Genomic DNA, 21,377 nt, shown 5'->3' on the forward strand with positions numbered 1-21,377 from the left:
AGCTATCGGCTAATGGCTAATGGCTAACAGCTTTTAAAGACAAAAAGTATATGGCTTTTAGAAAAGAAAATAAAGTAAAGAGTAGTTTCTCGAAAATAACCGTAAGCCTTGCTTCTCCTGAAGAAATTCTGGAAGCATCGAGCGGTGAAGTTTTGAAACCCGAAACAATCAACTACCGTACTTACAAACCTGAACGTGATGGTCTTTTCTGCGAACGTATATTCGGACCTGTAAAGGATTACGAATGTCATTGCGGAAAATATAAGAGAATCCGTTATAAGGGTATTGTTTGTGACCGATGCGGTGTTGAAGTTACAGAGAAAAAAGTACGTCGCGAGCGTACTGGCCACATTCATCTTGTGGTTCCGGTTGCTCACATCTGGTATTTCCGTTCTCTACCTAACAAAATGGGTTACCTTCTAGGTATCCCCACAAAAAAATTAGATACTATCATTTATTACGAACGTTATGTCGTAATACAAGCCGGTATTCAAGCAGAAGAAGGTGTTGCAGATAGAGATCTATTGACAGAAGAAGAATACTTGAATATAATAGATTCACTTCCTAAAGAAAATCAACTGTTAGATGATTCAGATCCTAACAAGTTTATTGCTAAAATGGGAGCTGAAGCTGTTTATGACCTATTGGCACGTATCAATCTTGATTCGTTGGCAAATACACTTCGTCATAAAGCAAGTACAGATACTTCTCAACAACGTAAGAACGAAGCATTGAAACAACTTCAAGTTGTGGAGGCATTCCGTGGATCGAAAGGTAAGAATCGTCCTGAATGGATGATTGTGAAAATCGTTCCTGTAATTCCACCAGAACTTCGTCCGCTTGTTCCATTAGATGGTGGTCGTTTTGCTACGTCTGACTTAAATGACTTGTACCGTCGTGTTATTATTCGTAACAATCGTCTAAAACGATTGATTGATATCAAAGCTCCTGAAGTAATTTTACGTAACGAAAAACGTATGCTTCAAGAAGCGGTTGATTCATTGTTCGATAACTCACGTAAATCAAGTGCTGTTAAGACTGATGCTAACCGTCCTCTTAAATCGCTATCTGATAGTTTGAAAGGTAAACAAGGACGTTTCCGTCAAAACTTGTTGGGTAAGCGTGTTGACTACTCGGCTCGTTCGGTAATTGTCGTTGGACCTGAATTGAAAATGCATGAGTGCGGTTTGCCGAAAGATATGGCAGCCGAACTATATAAACCGTTTGTTATCCGTAAGCTTATTGAGCGCGGTATCGTTAAAACGGTAAAATCTGCGAAGAAAATCGTAGATCGTAAAGAACCTGTTGTTTGGGATATTCTTGAGCACGTAATGAAAGGACACCCAGTGTTGCTTAACCGTGCCCCAACTCTTCACCGTTTGGGTATTCAGGCATTCCAACCAAAAATGATAGAAGGTAAAGCTATTCAACTGCATCCACTATCGTGTACGGCGTTCAATGCCGACTTCGATGGTGACCAGATGGCTGTTCACTTACCGTTAGGTAACGAAGCTGTTTTGGAAGCACAAATGTTGATGCTTGCTTCTCACAATATCCTTAACCCTGCCAATGGTGCGCCGATTACTGTTCCTTCTCAGGACATGGTATTAGGATTGTACTATATTACGAAAATTCGTCCGGGAGCAAAAGGAGAAGGTCTGATATTCTACGGTCCCGAAGAAGCTATTATAGCGTATAACGAAGGGAAAGTAGATATTCATGCACTTATCAAAGTGTATGTTAATGATCTTGACGAGAATGGCAATGTAGCTAAACTTATGCGTGAAACTACAGTAGGTCGTGTATTGGTTAATCAAAACACACCTATCGAAGTAGGTTTCATAAATGAGGTTCTTTCTAAAAAATCTCTTCGTGATATTATCGGTAATATTATTAAGATAGCCGGAGTTGCTAAAACAGCTCAGTTCCTTGATGATATTAAAGATCTTGGTTATATGATGGCATTCCGTGGAGGATTGTCGTTTAATCTCGAAGATGTAATTATCCCTGAAGAAAAAGAAACGCTGGTGAAACAAGGTTATGACGAAGTAGAAACTATTCTGTCGAACTATAATATGGGATTCATCACATATAACGAGCGTTACAATCAGATAATTGATACATGGACACATATCAATTCTAAGTTGTCGAATATCTTAATGAAACAACTTTCGGAAGATGATCAAGGATTCAACTCTGTATATATGATGTTGGATTCGGGAGCCCGTGGTTCGAAAGAACAGATCCGTCAGTTATCAGGTATGCGTGGATTGATGGCGAAACCACAAAAGAGTGGGGCAGAAGGAGCTCAAATTATTGAGAATCCGATCTTGTCTAACTTTAAAGAAGGTCTGTCGGTGTTAGAGTACTTTATCTCTACCCATGGTGCTCGTAAAGGTCTAGCCGATACAGCATTGAAAACAGCTGATGCCGGATATCTTACTCGTCGTCTGGTTGACGTTTCTCAAGATGTAATTATTAATGAAGAAGACTGTGGTACACTTCGTGGACTTGTTTGTACAGAATTGAAGAACAACGAAGAAGTTGTTGCTTCACTTTACGAACGTATCTTAGGACGTGTTTCAGTTCATGATATTCAACATCCGTTGACTGGCGATGTTATCGTAGAGTCAGGAGAAGAAATTAAAGAAGAAGCTGCTCGCATTATTCAGGATTCACCGATCGAACATGTTGAAATACGTTCGGTATTAACTTGTGAATCTAAGAAAGGTGTTTGCGGTAAATGTTACGGACGTAACCTTGCTACCGGACGTATGGTTCAACGTGGTGAAGCTGTAGGTGTTATTGCTGCTCAGTCTATTGGTGAGCCGGGTACACAGCTTACACTTCGTACGTTCCACGTTGGGGGTATTGCTTCTAACATTGCTACTGAAAATAAAATCAGCGCAAAATATGATGGAGTTCTGGAGATCGACGACCTGCGTGTTGTTGATGCTGTAGACGAGGCTGGTAAGAAAACTCAAATCGTTGTTAGCCGATTGGTTGAACTTCGACTTGTTGATCCTAATACCAAAATTGTTCTCCTTACACACAATATTCCTTATGGTTCTAAACTTTACTTCAAAGATGGAGCGAAAGTTAAGAAAGATGAGCTTATTTGTGAGTGGGATCCATTTAATGCGGTTATTATCTCTGAAGCTACAGGTCGAATCAAGTTTGAAAATGTTATTGAAAATGTAACATACAAAGTTGAATCGGATGAGCAAACTGGATTGAAGGAGAAAATCATTATCGAATCTCGTGATAAGACTAAGGCTCCTGAAGCTCACATCTTGGATGAGAAAGGTAAGACAATCAAAACATACAGTTTACCTCTTGGAGCTCACATTGTAAAAGATGATAGCGATACGATTAAGACCGGAGATGTTCTTGTTAAGATTCCTCGTGCAGTAGGTAAGGCTGGTGATATCACCGGAGGTCTTCCTCGTGTAACCGAGTTATTCGAAGCACGTAATCCATCTAATCCTGCTGTTGTATCTGAAATCGATGGCGAAATTTCATTTGGTAAGATCAAACGTGGTAACAGAGAAGTTATTGTTACTTCTAAGTTGGGCGAAGTGAAGAAATACCTTGTGCCTCTATCAAGACAAATTCTTGTACAAGAAAATGACTTTATCAGAGCAGGTATGCCATTGTCGGACGGAGCTACAACTCCTTCAGATATCTTGGCTATCATGGGACCAACCGCTGTTCAGGAATATATCGTAAATGAGGTACAGGATGTATACCGTTTGCAAGGTGTGAAAATCAACGATAAACACTTCGAGGTTATTGTTCGTCAAATGATGCGCAAGGTAGAAGTGATCGATCCGGGTGATACACGCTTCCTTGAACAACAAGTTATCGACAAATATGATGTCATGGAAGAAAATGACAGAATTTGGGGTAAGAAAGTTGTTCTTGAATCGGGTGATTCTGAAACGTTCGAGCCGGGACAAATTGTTACTGCCCGTAAGCTGAGAGACGAAAACTCTATGCTTAAGCGTAAAGACATGAGTCCGGTAATAGTACGTGATGCTATCCCTGCAACGGCTAACCAAATACTTCAAGGTATTACACGTGCCGCCCTTCAAACTCAAAGCTTCATGTCGGCTGCATCGTTCCAGGAAACTACAAAAGTATTGAACGACGCTGCTATCCATGCTAAGGTTGACAGACTGGAAGGATTGAAAGAGAATGTAATCTGTGGTCACTTGTTACCGGCAGGTACAGGACAACGCGAATTCGAAAAGCTTGTAGTTGGTACGAAAGAAGATTTCGACAGAATTACAGCAAACAGAAAGACTGTTGTTGATTTTGATACTGTAGAATAATTATTTCTATTATATAGTTAAGAAAGGAGTGAAAATTTTCACTCCTTTCTTATTTTAATGATATTTGAATCTACTTTTTTTCTACATTTGTTTCATATCAATAATCTAAATGAAATTATCATGAAAACTGAGTATGAAAAGTATTGCTCTAATTGTGGGCAAGTTATAGATATCAATGCGGAAATATGCCCCAAATGCGGAGTAAGGCAATTTACTTCTCCCTACAATAGATATAACTCTTCTACGGTAAATGATGATCCGACCATATCCGATAAAGATTGGTTAACAACAATTGTTTTGTGTGCCTTCTTGGGCTGTTTTGGTATACATCGTTTCTATACCAATAATACGATGATTGGTATTATTCAACTAATAACATTAGGAGGCTGTGGTATCTGGATGTTGGTAGATATAATTCTCTTAGCTCTCGGTAGCTTCAAAGACGGAGACGGACGATATGTAAAGAATAAATAAAGAAAAAAGCCTAAACTCAATTGTTTAGGCTTTTTTTATATAGAATACTCACTTCTTAGAAGTTTTTAAATCCCATTATCTCGCGTACTTCTTTCAGTGTTTTAGAAGCGCTCTCACGGGCTCTGGCGGTTCCTTCCGTAACAACCTTATGCAAGTATGCATCATCATTCTGTATTTCTAGAATTCGCTCACGAATAGGGGATGTTACAGCGATAATATCTTCTGCCAATTGTTTCTTCAGATCACCATAGCGAATTTCGCATGTGTTCCATTTCTCGTCGAAGTGTTTTACTACTTCATCTGTAGAAACAACTTTTAGTATGGTGAATAAATTTTCTATGCACTCCGGTTTTACCGAGTTTGGTTCTTTCGGGCCTTCGTCGGTAAGTGCACGTTTCACTTTCTTCTCTATGCTTTTAGCATCTTCAGCCAGATAAATACAATTGCCTTCTGATTTACCCATCTTTCCACTACCATCTAGTCCCGGAATTTTGATAAGCTCTCCACCAAAGTTGTAAGCAACAGGCTCTTTAAAATATTCAACATTATAGAAGTTATTGAATCGGCGTGCAAACTTGCGGGTCATTTCCAAATGCTGCTCCTGATCTTTACCTACCGGCACTTTGTTGGCATTGTGCATCAATATATCGGCAGCCATCAGAGTTGGGTAAGTAAGCAGACCTGCATTTACATTTTCGGGTTGCTTACGGGCTTTCTCCTTAAATGAAACGGTCTTTGCCAATTCACCCATATAAGCATGCATGTTTAGCAAAAGATAAAGTTCGCATACTTCAGGTACATCGCTTTGTACATATATAGTCGATATATCGGGATCAATTCCTGCGGCAAGATATTCTGTTAGTACATTTTTTACATTACCATGTAATATTTTCGGGTCGGGATGTGTTGTCAGAGAATGATAATCAGCAATAAAGAAAAAGCATTTGTTTTCTTCTTGCATTTTTATGAAATTTCTCAGTGCCCCGAAATAATTTCCTAAGTGTAAATTTCCTGTCGAGCGTATACCGCTTACTACTGTTTCCATATATTTTAAAAATCAATTATCTAACAAAGATAATCAAAATGTAAATTCTTTTTCAATTCTAAAATTCATATCTTTGAATTACGGGATTATTTACACCAAATCAGTCTGTCTTTATATCGGTAAATCTCTAGATGTATCATGTAATTATAACCACTTTGTATGAATAAAAGAATTTACATAATCAGTCTCTTTCTCTTATTTACTATGATGAAAGTTAATTCGCAAACAATAATTAAGCTATGGCCCGAGGGAGCACCTTCGAGTAATGAGCTAAAAGATGCTGAGCAAGTAGGTGATAATTATAGTTGGATATTAAATGTATCGGAAGCCGAGTTATGGATATATCAGGCGGAAAAGGAAAAAGCAAACGGCATAGCTGTTATTATTTGTCCCGGAGGTGGTTACTCAGGGTTGGCATTCAATCATGAAGGCATACAGTTTGCAGAATGGCTCAATAAACAGGGAATTACAGCTGCCATTTTAAAATATAGAATGCCTAATAAACATACAGATATACCTCTTGCCGATGCAAGGGAAGCTATTAAATATATCAGACTTAATGCCGAAAAATTAGAAGTCAATTCCAACAAAGTTGGGGTTGCAGGATTCTCTGCCGGAGGACATTTGGCTTCTACATTATCTACTCATATTATTTCTTCCGAAATTAATATGCGTCCCGATTTTTCAATCTTGTTTTATCCCGTTATCACAATGGGAACCGTAACACATGGAGGCTCGAGGACGAATCTGTTGGGAGATAATCCGTCTCCGGAGGATGTGTTGAAATACTCAAACGAGAAGCAGGTAACAGATGCAACACCTCCAGCTATATTATTGCTTAGTGACGATGACGATGGTGTTCCCCCAATTAATAGTACTCAGTATTACGAAGCATTGAAAAATAAAAATATCCCGGCAACTATGTATATCTTCCCCGAGGGGCATCATGGTTGGGGAATGAATAAAGATTTTAAATACCACAGTCAAATGCTGGATCTGCTGGCTATGTGGTTGAAAGATATAGAGAATAAATAATTTAAACACAATAAGAGATATATGCAGAAAATAAAAGTAGCGAATCCTGTAGTTGAGATGGATGGCGATGAAATGACGAGAATCATTTGGAAATATATAAAAGAAAAATTAATCCTTCCTTATGTAGATGTAGAACTCAAATATTTTGACTTAAGTGTAGAGAATAGAGATATTACAAATGATCAGGTGACAATCGATAGTGCCGAGGCTACTAAAAAATATAATGTAGCGGTGAAATGTGCTACCATCACTCCTGATGAAGCTCGTGTAGAGGAATTCGGGTTGAAAAAAATGTGGAAATCGCCAAATGGTACAATTCGTAATATAATCGGAGGTACTGTATTTCGCGAACCGATTATCATAAGCAATATCCCTCGTTTGGTGACTACATGGACTAAGCCGATTGTGATAGGTCGTCATGCGAATGCCGATCAGTACAAAGCGACTGACTTTGTTACAAAAGGAAAAGGGAAACTAACAATCACCTTCACCCCCGAAGGTGGAGAGCCTGAAATTCGTACTATCTACGATTTTGATGGAGATGGCGTAGCAATGGGAATGTATAATACAGACGAATCTATTTATGGCTTTGCTAATTCATGTTTTAAACTGGCACTAGAGAAAAAATATCCGCTCTATCTTTCTACTAAAAATACTATTCTGAAAGCCTACGATGGTCGTTTCAAAGATATATTTCAAGAGGTATACGAGAAAGATTATAAAATATCTTTCGAGCAAGCAAAAATCACTTACGAACATCGCTTAATTGACGACATGGTTGCTTCTGCTCTTAAATGGGATGGCGGTTTTGTTTGGGCATGTAAGAATTATGATGGCGATGTGCAATCGGATACGGTAGCGCAAGGTTTTGGCTCATTAGGTTTAATGACATCAGTCTTGTTGACACCCGATGGTAAGACAATGGAGGCTGAGGCTGCTCACGGTACAGTGACGCGCCATTACAGAATGCATCAGCAAGGAAAAGAGACTTCGACTAATCCTATTGCTTCTATCTTTGCATGGACAAGAGGTTTAGCTCATCGTGGTAAACTCGATAGTAATGAAGCATTGGTCGATTTTGCTAATAAGCTGGAAGAAACCTGTATCGAAACAGTAGAGCAAGGCAAGATGACAAAAGACTTGGCTCTGCTAGTGCATGGTGATAAAATGCAGTCTTCGGATTATCTAAATACCGAAAACTTTTTGGAAGCTATTGAGCAGGGTTTGCGAGCAAAATTAGCTTAAAAATACATATTATATGATAAAAGGAGATGAATGAGCATTCTATCTCCTTTTATTTTGTTTTTTATGCTTGCCCTAAAAGCAGAATAAATTATCTTTGTAATATTTCAATATCGAACCCTAAGAACAACGCTAAAACTATCATGGCAATCCTGTATCAAGCCGAAGGTGTCAAACTGCCTTCTATAAAAAAGAGAGAAATATCTAACTGGATAAAATCTGTTGCCGCTCACTATGGAAAAAAAGTAGGCGATGTTGCTTATCTGTTTTGTTCTGACGAAAAGATACTTGAGATAAACAATCAATATTTACAGCATAATTATTATACCGATATCATTACTTTCGATTATACCGAGGGTGATATTATTTCGGGAGATATTTTCGTTAGCTTGGATACAGTAAAAAGTAATTCGGAAGAATTCAAAACTGATTATACGGAAGAACTTCATCGCATTATTATCCACGGGATCTTGCATCTTTGCGGAATAGACGATAAAGCTCCCGGTGCTAGAGAGCATATGACCGAATGCGAAAATAAAGCTTTGGAGATGCTGAAAAACTAAATAAGTCATGCAAAAAGTACTGAGTAAACTCTTTTATATTATTCCTGTCTGTTGCTTGTTTCCTTTCTTTTCGCCGCCATTGGCTTTGTTTGCAGGTATTCTGCTAGCCTTTTTGTATAAAGGAGAGGAAGTTGTAAAAACAGGAAAATTGACAAAGTATCTTTTGCAAGCTTCTGTAGTGTGTATGGGCTTTGCAATGTCCGTTAGTGAAGTTATTCATACAGGAAAGACAGGTTTTTTGATAACGATAATCTCTGTTATAACAGTAATTATATTGGGGGTTGTGGTTGGCAAATTGCTTAAGGTCGAAAAAAATACAACATTACTCATTGCCAGCGGAACAGCCATCTGTGGAGGAAGCGCTATTGCAGCGGTAGCTCCGGTATTGAATGCTAAAAATAATGAGATAAGTTTTTCTTTAGCTGTTATTTTTGTGCTGAATGCAGTTGCTTTGTTTGTGTTTCCTATAGTAGGGCATTATTTGTCAATGGATCAGACAGCTTTTGGATATTGGGCAGCTATTGCAATTCACGATACAAGTTCGGTTGTAGGAGCTTGTGCTGCTTACGGCGAAACAGCATTGCAGGTAGGAACAACAGTAAAACTGACACGAACACTCTGGATTATTCCATTGGCACTGTGTCTGGCATTTTATAATAAACAATCGACTTCTAAAATAAGTATTCCCTGGTTTATCCTTCTTTTTGTTGCAGCTATCTTTATCGGTAGTTACTTGCCGGGAATGGAGGATACAAATGCGCATCTTAGTTGGTTGGGAAAGAAAGGAATGACTGTATCCCTCTTTTTTATTGGTACTTCTATAAAAATAGAGGAGGTCAAAAAGGTCGGGTTGAGAGCATTTCTGTTAGGTATTATTCTGTGGATAATTATAAGTATATCATCATTGTACTGGATTAAATTGATGTTTTAAATGAATAAAATTGTAGATAAAGAGTATTTCTCTGAGAATGTAGTCAAATTTGAGGTCGAGGCTCCTTTGATTGCGCGTAGTCGCAAGGCTGGTCACTTTGTAATCTTGAAGGTCGGAGATAAGGGGGAACGTATTCCTCTTACAATAGCTTCGTCTAACAACGAAAGAGGGACGATCACTATTGTTATACAAGCGGTAGGGGAATCTTCTAAGAAAATATGTGCCTTGAATGCTGGTGATTATATTACCGACATGGTTGGTCCGTTGGGACAAGCTACCCATATCGAAAAGTACGGTACTGTTATCTGTGCCGGAGGTGGAGTAGGTGTTGCGCCGATGTTACCTATCATGGAAGCAATGAAAAAAGCAGGCAACAGGGTTATTTCTGTATTAGCGGCACGAACAAAAGATTTAGTTATTCTTGAAAAACAAGTAGCTGAATTTTCAGATGAAGTGATAGTGATGACAGATGATGGTTCGTATGGTCAGCAAGGACTTGTTACTAACGGTATCGAATCGGTTATCAATAGGGAGCAAGTTGATCTGTGTGTGACTATCGGCCCTGCTATTATGATGAAATTCGTATCCCTTCTCACTAAGAAATATAATATTCCTACAATGGCTTCACTTAACACGATAATGGTAGATGGTACAGGAATGTGTGGTGCATGCCGTGTGTCGGTAGGGGGCAAAACTAAATTTGTTTGTGTAGACGGTCCTGAATTTGATGCACACGAAGTAGATTTCGATGAAATGCTAATGAGATTAAAAGCATATAACTAAAGATATGACAGAACAAGAATATATACAGGCTCGTCGTAGCGAACCTTGGAGAGACGAACTCCGTAGAAATATGAAGGCAAAAGAACGTTCGGATAGAACTCGTGTACATATGCCCGAACTGGATGCTGAATATAGAAGTCATTCGTTGAAAGAAGAAGTAAATTTAGGGTTGTCAGAGGAGCAAGCTTTATTCGAAGCTGCACGCTGTCTGGATTGTGCTAACCCAACCTGTATGGAAGGTTGTCCGGTAAGTATCAATATCCCTACCTTTATAAAAAATATAGAAAGAGGCGAGTTCCTCGAAGCTGCTAAAGTTCTCAAAGAAACAAGCGCTCTTCCCGCTGTTTGTGGACGTGTTTGCCCGCAAGAGAAGCAATGCGAAAGCAAATGTATCTACGTTCAGAAGATGAAAAAAGAGGCGGTTGCTATCGGTAACCTTGAACGTTTTGCTGCCGACTATGAGCGCATAAGCGGAAAGGTGTCTTTACCCGAATTAGCTCCTGCTAACAGAATAAAAATCGCTGCGGTGGGTTCAGGTCCGGCAGGTCTTTCTTTTGCCGGAGATATGGCGAAGAGAGGTTACGATGTGACGGTATTCGAGGCACTCCACGAGATTGGCGGTGTATTGAAATATGGTATTCCTGAATTTCGTTTGCCGAACGAAATTGTGGATGTTGAGATCGATGTTCTTCGTAAGATGGGAGTTAAGTTTGTGAAAAACTGCATTGTTGGAAAAACAATCTCACACGAAGATCTGAAAGAAGAAGGATTTAAAGGTATTTTCGCTGCAAGTGGAGCGGGACTGCCTAACTTTATGAATATTCCGGGTGAAAACCTAATTGGTGTTATGTCATCAAATGAGTTTTTGACTCGTGTCAATCTGATGGACGCCTCTAATCCCGAAAGCGATACCCCTGTTCAAATGGGTAAGAAAGTTGCTATCATTGGTGCGGGTAATACAGCAATGGATGCGGTGCGTACAGCTCGCCGTCTGGGTGCTGAGCGCGCTATGGTCGTTTATCGTCGTTCGGAAGAAGAAATGCCGGCTCGTCTCGAAGAGGTGAAGCATGCCAAAGAAGAAGGTATCGAATTTATGACACTTCACAATCCGCTTCAATATGAAGGGGATGCAAATGGACGTGTGCAACGTATGCAGCTTCAAAAAATGGAACTTGGAGAGCCTGATGCATCGGGTCGCCGTAAACCTGTGCCTATCGAAGGTGCTGTGGAATGGATCGATGTAGATGAGGTGATTGTAAGTGTAGGTGTTTCACCTAATCCGCTTATTCCATCATCATTTAAAGGACTTGAAGTAACTAAATGGGGTACAATTGTAGTGAATCAGGACACGATGCAATCTGATCTTCCCGATGTTTATGCCGGAGGAGATATTGTTCGTGGCGGTGCAACTGTTATCCTTGCTATGGGTGACGGCCGTAAAGCTGCTGCTGCAATGGATGCTGCATTGAAAAAATGATATTTAGACTCAGTTTTTTAAAAGTAATTATTATCTTTGTAGTCTAGAAGAAATTGACATTATGCTATTCTAATGACTACTTTATTAAGAATAGCTCTTTGTGTTCTGATGATTTTAATTGTAAAATTGACTTAATTAAAGATAAAAGATAAAACTCTTTTTTTAGTTGCTAATACACAAAGTATCATTCTAAATATAAGAATCGGGTTAATTTCAATATGGAAATTAACCCGATTTCTATTTTTTTTATCTTTCGATGTCCGATTTTATGACTTGATTTGAAGACAAACTAACAAAACTTTATAAAATGAAACAAACCAATAATTTCATCTCTGTTTTAAGTATTCTTGCAATAATCATTTTAAGTATTCCATTAAATGCTCAGGTAACTATCGGTTCGAGTGAGAAAGCGATACAAGGTGCTTTGCTCGATTTGAAAGAGTATGCCCCTGCTGCGGATAACACAACATCTACTAAAGGCTTACTTCTGCCACGAGTAAAACTAACTGTTCCCAACGATCTTGACGATTTACTAACACCCGAGCAGAAACTTGCTGATCCTGATTACAAGCTGAACCATACGGGTCTGTGGGTGTATAATACAGAGAAATGCGATGGTTATTTTTCGGATGGTTTATATCTTTGGGATGGAGACAAGTGGCGTCCTGCGCTTAAGATGTTAGATTATGCTATACCTGGTATTTCATTAAATGGATTGAACCAAAATGTTATGATAGATATTCCCAGTGGCTTAGATGCCCGTGGAGCAACTATTCCTTTGCAAGAATTATCGGTGAGTTGGACGCCTAAAGAAGCAGAAGTTACAATAGCTTCCAGATCGGATTCATATGGCGGTGGTGTCGTTGTAGCATCCGGCAATCCTATAAGCTCGTGGAGTAGTCCTTTGTCTTCTAATCCTACTATTTATAGTTTTCAACCTGCTAATATGAGTAATATTGCCGATATAGCTACTAATCCTTGGCAGACAAGAGAAACACAGGTGGTCTTTACAATACCGAGCAATAAATGTGGTGGAGAAGTAATGAGAACAGTAAGCCTCAATCAAACTAATTATGCGATTAGTCTGATTGAAAGTAGTGTAAGTAATTTTACAGATTTTTCTGTTGCCCCTCTATATAATACAGTTAACAAAAATATTACTGTTAAAGGTAACACCATCTGGAAAGTAACAGTAGAAGATCCTAAGGGCATACTGGAAAGTGCCACTCCTGTAACCGGTGGAGCCGATAACAAAAAAGGATCGACAAATTCTACTTTTTTTTACTACAAGGCGAAAGCAGCAGGGAGTAATACAAGATATGCAGAAGCTAAAATGAGGTTTGAAGATACTTATTCCCCAAAGCGATTTGCCGATATCGTTGTTACAGCCATGTCGTGTATAGGGTCTGAGGGGATGCCTGATGTGAGTTCAGTGCCTCAAGCGCCCGCAAATATTGCTTCTTGGGGAACCCAAGTGCTGAAGCATCAGGATCAAGATGGAAATGATTTTTATTCTGCTTCATTTGGTGCTGCAGGTCGCTGGATGACTACTAATCTGGCTGCTAAACAATACGATCCTGTCCGTACCGATGGTAACGCTGTTCCCCCTGCTATGACAAATAGCTTGGCTGAATCTTTCACCTCCCCTTATTGGACATACCCCAATCCGAGTACAACAGATGCTGGCGATGCTACTTCTTACAATCAAAATAAACATCTGGGTTTATTGTACAATAATTCAGCGGCTACAGGCTCTTTGAATATATCTCAATCGACAGAGGAAAGCGCTGTTAATATTGCGAAACGGCAAGGTATTTGCCCAGCAGGCTGGCATTTGCCATCCGATTATGAATGGACTATGTTCGAAAACGAAATACAAAGGAGTACGTCCAAATATAGTTCTACTCCTGATATTGGTGGTACATTGACACTTCCCGGAGGGATCTTCACTGCTCCTACAGTATTTTCAATGCTTGATATTTGCCAAAATAGCACCTCTACCTCCAATAGTCTAAATCGCGGTGGTTTTTCAGCGCTGCTTGCAGGTTATGCTCAACGAGGTGGCACAGCGTCTTTTGGGTCGGGATTTAGTTTTCACGCGAGCAGCCGGGTCGCTTATAGCAATCGTACATATGGGGTGTCTTACTCCAGTTACTCCGGAGCAGGAGGTATTCTTAGCCGGACAGCTTATGTCAATGTTGTAAGTATGTCGGTAAGATGTAAGAAAGACTAATATATTGTTAGGAATCTTGTATTTTGTTCAGTTCATGCATTAATTTATAGAGTAAGCCATCAGTTAAAAAAACGGTGGCTTATTTTTTATTAACCTCACATTGCATCTATTATGTTCTAACTGATTTTTTGAAAATAAGTTGCAAACTTCTTGCTCACTTATAGGCTGTTTGTGCACTATTTAAGCCATTTTTACGAACTTAAAGAATTAACTTGTTTTTTTATGACAAATTGATAATTTTAGTATTTAAATATTTCTCCTAATTGAAGATAAAGGCTAAATTTGTATTGCTATCAGAGAAATAGTTGTGTAGTTAACGAATTAACAAATTTGAAGGGCAAATAGCTATAATTTAATTCTTTTGTTCTTTCATACCAACATATAAAAACACTATGGGAAGAGAAATCAAATTTAGTCTTGTTTATCGTGACATGTGGCAGTCATCAGGAAAGTACCAGCCACGTGTAGATCAATTAACTCAAATCGCGCCGGTTATTATCGACATGGGTTGTTTTGCCCGTGTAGAGACTAATGGTGGAGCTTTTGAACAGGTAAACCTTATGTATGGCGAAAATCCAAATAAAGCTGTACGTGATTGGACTGCGCCTTTTAACAAGGTAGGTATCCAAACACATATGCTGGAACGTGGGCTGAATGCTTTGCGTATGTATCCTGTGCCAAAAGATGTGCGTCGTTTGATGTTTAAAGTGAAACATGCACAAGGAACAAATATTTCTCGTTCTTTTGACGGTTTGAATGATGCCCGTAACCTCGAATTATCTATTAAGTATGCAAAAGAGGCTGGTATGATTTCTCAAACAGCTCTTTGTATCACTCACTCTCCAATTCATACAGTAGATTACTACCTGAATTTTGCCGATAAACTGGTAGACTTCGGTGCAGAAGAATTTTGTTTGAAAGATATGGCTGGTGTTGGTCGTCCTGCTTTCTTAGGTAAGCTTACTAAAGCGCTTAAAGATCGTCACCCGAATATTCCAATCGAATATCATGGTCATACAGGTCCCGGTTTTTCTGTTGCTTCTATGTTAGAAGTAGCTCGTGCAGGTGCCGACTATTTAGATACTGCTATCGATCCATTGGCTTGGGGTATGATCCATCCGGATATTATTACTATACAAGCAATGTTGAAAGATGCAGGCTTCTCTGTGCCTGACATCAACATGAAAGCATATATGGAAGCTCGTGCTTTGACACAATCTTTCATCGACGACTTTTTGGGTTATTTTATCGACCCGTCTAACAAAATAATGAACTCACTACTTGTAGGCTGTGGTCTTCCGGGTGGGATGATGGGGTCTATGATGGCTGATTTGCGTACAATGCATCCGGCTATCAATATGGCTCTTCGTAATAATGGTAAACCTGAAGTTTCGTTGAACGACTTGGTTGTTGAACTATTCCAGGAAGTAGAATATGTATGGCCTAAATTAGGTTATCCTCCATTGGTAACACCGTTCAGCCAATATACTAAGAATATTGCATTGATGAATATCTTTGCAATGGCACAAGGTCAACCTCGTTTCTCTAACATTGATAAAGATAGTTGGAATATGATACTGGGTAAAGCCGGACAGCTTCCTGGTAAATTAGATGATGAAATCATAGAGCTTGCTAAATCGAAAAATCTGGAATTCTATACAGGTAATCCGCAAGATGAATATCCGGACGAATTGGATAAGTATCGTAAAGAAATGGATGAGAACGGATGGGATTATGGTCAGGATGATGAAGAATTATTCGAACTTGCTATGCATGATCGTCAATACCGTGATTATAAATCCGGTTTGGCTAAAGAGCGTTTCAACAAAGAATTGGAAACGGCAAAAGAGAAAGCCGGAGCTCCAATTATTGTGACTCGTCAGGTGGTGGATGTTCCTGCATTCGATGCAGAAGCTATCCAAGCTAAATATCCTGATGCAAAACCATTGCAGGCAACTATAAGCGGACAGGTTATCTGGCAGATAGATGTTGCTGATGTTTCTACAGCTCCTGTAATCGGTACGCCGGTGAAAGAAGGAGATGTTATTTGCTTTATCCAAACATACTACGGTATAGAGGAGGTAAAAGCATTGGCATCGGGTAAAATTCTTCAAATAGAAACTAAGCAAGGTGCTAAGGTTCAAAAGAATCAAGTGCTAGCTTATATCGGTTAAAAAGATCAACCTTTATATATTGAAAGCGGGGGAAGGATTTTATCTTTCTCTCGTTTTTGTTTTTATCTCAATTATCCGTTTCTTTGTCCGAATAATACAATCCCGATGCTTTATTTAAAAGAAGAAATATCAGATACAATACTAGGTGTATGGCAAATAGAAGAATCGAAAGAAGAACTTTTGCATTTGCTTGACCATCACGATTGGTTGGGAGGAATTCTTTCTATTAAATCAGAATCACGTATTTTGGAAATGCTGGCTGTTAGGGTATTACTCAAAGAGTTGGCAGGTGACGAAAAAGAGATTGTTTATTACCCATCGGGTCGTCCGTATCTAAAAGATGCATCATGCAATATTAGTGTTTCACATACTAAAGGCTATGTTGCGGTGGCTCTAAATCAACATCATAAGGTTGGTATTGATATTGAGAAAATCTCGGATAAAATAAGACGTGTTCAGTCACGTATTATCTCAGAAAGAGAGTATATCGATAAGGATAACGAGTTGATACATCTACTGCTTCACTGGTCGGTAAAAGAAGCAATGTTCAAGTTGCTGGATGTGGAGGGGGTAGATTTCTTAAAGCATTTATACATACATCCGTTTACGCCAAAAATAAGAGGCTGGTTTAAAGCCTCAGAAAGCAGGACGAATGAGGTACATAATTTTAGTGCCTTCTATCAGGTAGAGACTGATTTTGTGTTATCCTATCTCATATTAGATAATTAACCCAAAAAGAATTCGAACTCGAAATCTAGACTGTTATAAGCTTCTTGTTTTAACAAATCCTGATCGTCTTTATATATAGATACTTTTTCCAAAATAAGGTTAGCTTCATCTTTCGATTGACGGCCAATATGTTTTAGGATTAGCAAAGCTGCATTTCTCAGAAATGTATTTTCAGTTATAATATCTTCCCAGATATGTGAAAAGTAATCAGCAGTGAGTACCCCTTCAAATTTCTTTGTCAGTAGTAGTCTTACTAATAACCAATAGCCTGATGTGCGTATATTTTCGTCTTCACTATTTCCCCATGCTATTGCCAGCTGATCGGCAAAAGGAAGCTCTTGGAATAGATTGAGGCATACTTGCTCTCTCATTTCCTGATTAGGGATTTCAGTAACCCATCTGTTCGCTGTATCGGGCGAGAATTTGTCAATAGGGTACAGAAACGTCGATAGAATCTTCAATTCGCGGGTCTCTTCTTTCCAAAGAGTTTCGGCTAACTCTGCATTCGCTTCGTATTGTCCTGCCAAATCTTTGATTTGCTGAATGACTAATCCGAAGTTTAATTTGTAAGTAAGTCCACGTTCGCGCATACTTGCAGAAGCCATGCCGTTCATAGCCATACGGCAACGAGTGCGTATGTCTCTAATAATATCTTCTTGTTTCTCCATTTCTTATATTTCGAAATCCACTGCTTTTCTATCAGCTACAGCTTCTTTTACAAATGGAAGTACAGCTTGGTGTAAAGGATGATTTTGGTAAGTATCCAACGACTCCTTAGTTGCCAGTTCAGAATATAGCGCAACATCATAGTTAGCTCCGCCTAAGAAATCGATACCTACTTCTATTTTAAGCAAACCATCTATTTTACCGCTAAGGGCTTCGAGCTTTTCTTTGATTAATAGGGCATTGGTTTCTTTATTATTACCATGCCCTTCCTCTTTGAGTTTCCAGAATACGATATGTTTTACCATGTTGCTTTTTGATTTATAAGTAGGCAAAAATAGCGATTAATGAGATCATAAGCAAGATATTCGGCTATTGAATTTTATTCTGTTTAAATATCAATTATCAAAACGAATATGTCAATTATTGATACGTGCAACAGGTTGCATCACCTATATTTGTTAACATGTCTTACTATTGAGAAATCTAAATACATCCTACTATTATGAAGAATGCATTAACCATTATTATTGTATTATTATTCTTTTCCTGTAATTCAGGAAATATAGATGATACACCTTCTGATATCAATGATTTTAGCAGCTTAGAGAAAGAGTTTGCCGATCCATCGAAAGAATATCGTACTGCACCACTTTATGTGTGGAATACGAAAGTGACAACCGGTATTATAGACAGTACTCTTACCGATCTGAAAGCTAAAGGTTTCGGTGGTGTATTTATCCATCCTCGTCCGGGTATGGTTACTGAATATCTGTCCGACGACTGGTACAATCTGTACAAACATGCAATAGCTAAAGGTAAAGAGTTGGACATGAATATTTGGATATATGATGAGAATTCTTATCCGAGTGGTTTTGCAGGGGGACATGTGCCCGCCGAAATGCCCGAAAGCTACAATCAGGGTGGGGGATTGGAGATGCTTAAAGTAGAGGTGTTACCCGATACTGTATCTCAATATTATCTGTGTCTCAAAGACGAGAACGGGCAGATGGTCGATATAACTGCTAAAGTGAAAGACGAGCAGGGAAAGAAAGGCACATATTATCTGTTCGCGAAAACCTACGAACGGAAATCTCCTTGGTATGGAGGATTCTCGTATGTCGACCTATTATATCCGGGAGTTACTCAGAAATTTATAGAGATAACGATGGATGGCTACAAGAAGCATATAGGGGAAGAATTCGGTAAAACAGTTCCCGGATGGTTTACCGATGAACCGAATATAAATACGACTGGCGGTATTCGTTGGACTCCCGATCTGTTCGATGTGTTTCAAAAAGAATGGGGCTATGATCTAAAGGTAAACTTACCATCTCTATATGAAGAAACAGGTAACTGGAAAGAAGTTCGCCACAATTATACGCAAACATTACTACAATTATTTATAGATCGCTGGGCGAAACCGTGTTTTGAATACTGCGAGCAAAACAATCTGGAATTTACAGGTCATTATTGGGAACATGGCTGGCCCGATGTGGGTCATGGCGGTGATAATATGGCAATGTACGCATGGCATCAGACCCCTGCAATCGATATGCTTTTCAATCAATTTAACGAAGAATCGCCACAAGCGCAATTTGGAAATATAAGAGCAGTAAAAGAACTGGCTAGTGTTGCCAATCAAATGGGGAATAAAAGAACGCTAAGCGAAACCTATGGCGGTGGCGGTTGGGAGGAAACTTTTACCGATCTTAAGCGATTAGGCGATTGGGAATATGTATTAGGTGTCAATTTTATGAACCAGCACTTAAGTCACCTCACCATATCGGGCGCACGAAAATACGACTATCCACCCTCATTCTCTGCTCATACACCTTGGTGGCCTTATTATAAGACGTTGAACGATCATTATGCTCGTTTGTCTATGGCATTATCATCAGGTCAGCAAAAGAACGATATTCTTGTATTGGAACCGACAACCTCGGTATGGCTTTATTATTCTTATCGAAAAAGTAGTCCCGAATTAATGACTATTGGAACTAACTTCCAGAACTTTGTTACAACACTGGAAAAAGCACAAGTAGAATATGATCTCGGTTCGGAAAACATTATCAAAGATCAAGGGAAGGTAACTAACAATGGTTTTGGTATCGGGAAAAGAAATTATTCGAAAGTTGTGATTCCTCCTTTAACAGAGAATCTTGATGAGCCAACATTTAAATTGTTGAAAGAATTTTCTGACAATGGGGGAACTATCCTAGCTTTCTCTAAACCGACATTACTGAATGGTAAAGCGAGTAAAGAGGTAACAGACTTTTTTGCCGAAAGTAAAAATATAACTTATCTCCAGGATTTGACATCTGCTGTTATCAGTGAGCATTTCTCATCACCTAAAATATCTTTTGCAGATGTTCAAGGGGGCAATTTATTGCATCACCGCCGCGAAATGAAAGACGGTAATGTTTTGTTTCTTGTAAATTCCAGCTTGGATGAGGCTGTCAACGGAAAAGTCTCGATAGTAGGAAAAGATGCTGTGGAATTGAATACACTAACAGGTGAAATACTGGATTATACTGAGACAATAGAGGGCAACAAAGTTATTGTCGATTATAATATTCCTCCTGCTGGCAGTCTGCTTCTATATGTTTTCGATAAAAAACAAGATAAGTTTGAGCCTTCGCCTAAGAAAGCAAATAAATATGAGCCTGTAGTTGCCAAAGGTGAGGTGAAAGTGAAAGCTGATAAGGATAATATACTAGCTGTCGACTTCTGTGATTTATATCTTGGTAAGGATGTATTTAAAGACATTCATATGTTTGATGCAGCGGATAAGGTATTTAAATATCATGGCTTTGTAGATGGGAATCCATGGAATACATCTGTACAGTACAAGGATAATATAGTAAAGAGGGATATATTCCAAACGGGAGGCTTTAAAGTGATTTATAAATTTGCCATCGATGGAGACTTCGATATGTCTGCTATGCAGGCGACTATCGAAAGATCGTGGTTGTATAAGATATCGCTGAATGGCAAAGAAATTAAAACAGAGCAAGGTGTTAGTCCTATCGATCCTCAAATGAGAGTGTTCAATATAGGAGGCATAGTGAAAAAAGGGGAGAACCAATTAGTCCTCGAATTATCACCAATGAAGATCATGGCTGAAATAGAGCCTATCTATATATCGGGTGCGTTTGCTGTAAAACCGATAGCCAAAGGTTTTGCGATAATAGCACCACAATCACAGTTAAATCTTGGTAGCTGGAAAGAACAAGGCTTACCTTTCTACGGACAAATCGTTACATATAGTAAAGCATTCGATATTCCGAAGGTGGAAGGTGCATATCGTGTAAGCTTAGGCGAATGGACTGGTACTGTTGCCGAAGTATTGGTTAATGGTAGATCGGCAGGACTGATTATAACTAAGCCTTACAATATCGATGTAACTAAGCTTATGAATCAAGGTGAAAATAAAGTAGAGATAAAGATCGTTGGTAGTAATAAGAATTTGTTAGGACCATTTCATAAAGCTCAAAAAGGTATTGTAGGACCTTGGCAATTTAGGGGTGTTCCTACTTATCCCGCAGGTAAAGATTATAATCAATTGGATTATGGGTTGATGACTGATTTTAATTTAGAGGTTGGTCAGGTGAATTGATTTTGGATATAATAAATAATTAAAAAGCCTTGCCGTTCAATATACTGCAAGGCTTTTCTATGCTTGGTGATCAGT

15 protein-coding genes are annotated in these 21,377 nt (G+C 38.9%); 12 read left to right on the top strand and 3 right to left on the bottom strand.

Annotated elements, in window-relative coordinates:
* Window positions 1–50 precede the first annotated feature (50 nt).
* Both rpoC and G7Y57_RS01040 read left to right on the top strand, forming a co-directional pair.
* Window positions 51–4,334: a DNA-directed RNA polymerase subunit beta' gene (gene rpoC / locus G7Y57_RS01035; RefSeq protein WP_165020312.1), complete on the top strand. Its 4,284-nt coding sequence runs from the start codon at window positions 51–53 to the stop codon at window positions 4,332–4,334.
* A 120-nt stretch (window positions 4,335–4,454) separates the two neighbouring features.
* Window positions 4,455–4,808, top strand: coding sequence for a TM2 domain-containing protein (locus G7Y57_RS01040; protein WP_221412100.1), 354 nt, complete (start codon window positions 4,455–4,457; stop codon window positions 4,806–4,808).
* A 55-nt stretch (window positions 4,809–4,863) separates the two neighbouring features.
* Here G7Y57_RS01040 and trpS read toward each other — a convergent pair whose 3' ends face one another.
* Complete coding sequence (trpS, locus tag G7Y57_RS01045) at window positions 4,864–5,853, bottom strand: tryptophan--tRNA ligase (RefSeq protein WP_165020314.1); 990 nt, start codon at window positions 5,851–5,853, stop codon at window positions 4,864–4,866.
* A 159-nt stretch (window positions 5,854–6,012) separates the two neighbouring features.
* Between trpS and G7Y57_RS01050 the strand changes: the two genes are divergently transcribed.
* From G7Y57_RS01050 to G7Y57_RS01090, 9 genes are all read left to right on the top strand, one after another.
* Window positions 6,013–6,888, top strand: coding sequence for an alpha/beta hydrolase (locus G7Y57_RS01050; protein WP_165020315.1), 876 nt, complete (start codon window positions 6,013–6,015; stop codon window positions 6,886–6,888).
* 21 nt (window positions 6,889–6,909) lie between these two features.
* Window positions 6,910–8,133, top strand: a complete 1,224-nt coding sequence (locus G7Y57_RS01055; protein ID WP_165020316.1) for an isocitrate dehydrogenase (NADP(+)) — start codon at window positions 6,910–6,912, stop codon at window positions 8,131–8,133.
* A gap of 140 nt (window positions 8,134–8,273) precedes the next feature.
* Window positions 8,274–8,693 carry an rRNA maturation RNase YbeY gene (gene ybeY, locus G7Y57_RS01060; RefSeq protein ID WP_165020317.1) on the top strand — a complete coding sequence of 140 codons (420 nt, stop codon included), beginning with the start codon at window positions 8,274–8,276 and terminating at the stop codon, window positions 8,691–8,693.
* Window positions 8,694–8,700: 7 nt separating this feature from the next.
* On the top strand, window positions 8,701–9,624 hold the full coding sequence (locus G7Y57_RS01065) for a YeiH family protein (protein WP_165020318.1): 924 nt from the start codon (window positions 8,701–8,703) through the stop codon (window positions 9,622–9,624).
* Window positions 9,625–10,407 carry a sulfide/dihydroorotate dehydrogenase-like FAD/NAD-binding protein gene (locus G7Y57_RS01070; protein WP_165020319.1) on the top strand — a complete coding sequence of 261 codons (783 nt, stop codon included), beginning with the start codon at window positions 9,625–9,627 and terminating at the stop codon, window positions 10,405–10,407. It abuts the gene before it with no gap.
* A gap of 4 nt (window positions 10,408–10,411) precedes the next feature.
* Window positions 10,412–11,884, top strand: a complete 1,473-nt coding sequence (gene gltA / locus G7Y57_RS01075; protein WP_165020320.1) for an NADPH-dependent glutamate synthase — start codon at window positions 10,412–10,414, stop codon at window positions 11,882–11,884.
* Between the two features lie 307 nt (window positions 11,885–12,191).
* Window positions 12,192–14,117 carry an FISUMP domain-containing protein gene (locus tag G7Y57_RS01080; protein WP_165020321.1) on the top strand — a complete coding sequence of 642 codons (1,926 nt, stop codon included), beginning with the start codon at window positions 12,192–12,194 and terminating at the stop codon, window positions 14,115–14,117.
* Between the two features lie 392 nt (window positions 14,118–14,509).
* A complete protein-coding gene (locus G7Y57_RS01085; RefSeq protein WP_165020322.1) occupies window positions 14,510–16,291 on the top strand; it encodes a biotin/lipoyl-containing protein in 1,782 nt (593 codons plus the stop codon).
* A gap of 105 nt (window positions 16,292–16,396) precedes the next feature.
* Window positions 16,397–17,020 carry a 4'-phosphopantetheinyl transferase family protein gene (locus tag G7Y57_RS01090; RefSeq protein ID WP_165020323.1) on the top strand — a complete coding sequence of 208 codons (624 nt, stop codon included), beginning with the start codon at window positions 16,397–16,399 and terminating at the stop codon, window positions 17,018–17,020.
* Here G7Y57_RS01090 and G7Y57_RS01095 read toward each other — a convergent pair.
* Both G7Y57_RS01095 and G7Y57_RS01100 read right to left on the bottom strand, forming a co-directional pair.
* Window positions 17,017–17,688: a DNA alkylation repair protein gene (locus G7Y57_RS01095; RefSeq protein WP_255491300.1), complete on the bottom strand. Its 672-nt coding sequence runs from the start codon at window positions 17,686–17,688 to the stop codon at window positions 17,017–17,019. The two genes, G7Y57_RS01090 and G7Y57_RS01095, sit on opposite strands and share 4 nt — an antisense overlap.
* 3 nt (window positions 17,689–17,691) lie before the next feature.
* Window positions 17,692–17,991, bottom strand: coding sequence for a Dabb family protein (locus tag G7Y57_RS01100; RefSeq protein WP_165020324.1), 300 nt, complete (start codon window positions 17,989–17,991; stop codon window positions 17,692–17,694).
* A gap of 197 nt (window positions 17,992–18,188) precedes the next feature.
* Here G7Y57_RS01100 and G7Y57_RS01105 point away from each other — a divergent pair, with 197 nt between their 5' ends.
* Window positions 18,189–21,302, top strand: coding sequence for a glycosyl hydrolase (locus G7Y57_RS01105; RefSeq protein ID WP_165020325.1), 3,114 nt, complete (start codon window positions 18,189–18,191; stop codon window positions 21,300–21,302).
* Window positions 21,303–21,377 lie beyond the last annotated feature (75 nt).

The organism is Dysgonomonas sp. ZJ279 (assembly GCF_011039205.1).
Classification (GTDB): domain Bacteria; phylum Bacteroidota; class Bacteroidia; order Bacteroidales; family Dysgonomonadaceae; genus Dysgonomonas.

Coding starts and splice junctions, on each gene's coding strand:
- rpoC (WP_165020312.1), top strand. CDS start 51: ATGGCTTTTAGAAAAGAAAATAAAGTAAAGAGTAGTTTCTCGAAAATA.
- G7Y57_RS01040 (WP_221412100.1), top strand. CDS start 4,455: ATGAAAACTGAGTATGAAAAGTATTGCTCTAATTGTGGGCAAGTTATA.
- trpS (WP_165020314.1), bottom strand. CDS start 5,853: ATGGAAACAGTAGTAAGCGGTATACGCTCGACAGGAAATTTACACTTA.
- G7Y57_RS01050 (WP_165020315.1), top strand. CDS start 6,013: ATGAATAAAAGAATTTACATAATCAGTCTCTTTCTCTTATTTACTATG.
- G7Y57_RS01055 (WP_165020316.1), top strand. CDS start 6,910: ATGCAGAAAATAAAAGTAGCGAATCCTGTAGTTGAGATGGATGGCGAT.
- ybeY (WP_165020317.1), top strand. CDS start 8,274: ATGGCAATCCTGTATCAAGCCGAAGGTGTCAAACTGCCTTCTATAAAA.
- G7Y57_RS01065 (WP_165020318.1), top strand. CDS start 8,701: ATGCAAAAAGTACTGAGTAAACTCTTTTATATTATTCCTGTCTGTTGC.
- G7Y57_RS01070 (WP_165020319.1), top strand. CDS start 9,625: ATGAATAAAATTGTAGATAAAGAGTATTTCTCTGAGAATGTAGTCAAA.
- gltA (WP_165020320.1), top strand. CDS start 10,412: ATGACAGAACAAGAATATATACAGGCTCGTCGTAGCGAACCTTGGAGA.
- G7Y57_RS01080 (WP_165020321.1), top strand. CDS start 12,192: ATGAAACAAACCAATAATTTCATCTCTGTTTTAAGTATTCTTGCAATA.
- G7Y57_RS01085 (WP_165020322.1), top strand. CDS start 14,510: ATGGGAAGAGAAATCAAATTTAGTCTTGTTTATCGTGACATGTGGCAG.
- G7Y57_RS01090 (WP_165020323.1), top strand. CDS start 16,397: ATGCTTTATTTAAAAGAAGAAATATCAGATACAATACTAGGTGTATGG.
- G7Y57_RS01095 (WP_255491300.1), bottom strand. CDS start 17,688: ATGGAGAAACAAGAAGATATTATTAGAGACATACGCACTCGTTGCCGT.
- G7Y57_RS01100 (WP_165020324.1), bottom strand. CDS start 17,991: ATGGTAAAACATATCGTATTCTGGAAACTCAAAGAGGAAGGGCATGGT.
- G7Y57_RS01105 (WP_165020325.1), top strand. CDS start 18,189: ATGAAGAATGCATTAACCATTATTATTGTATTATTATTCTTTTCCTGT.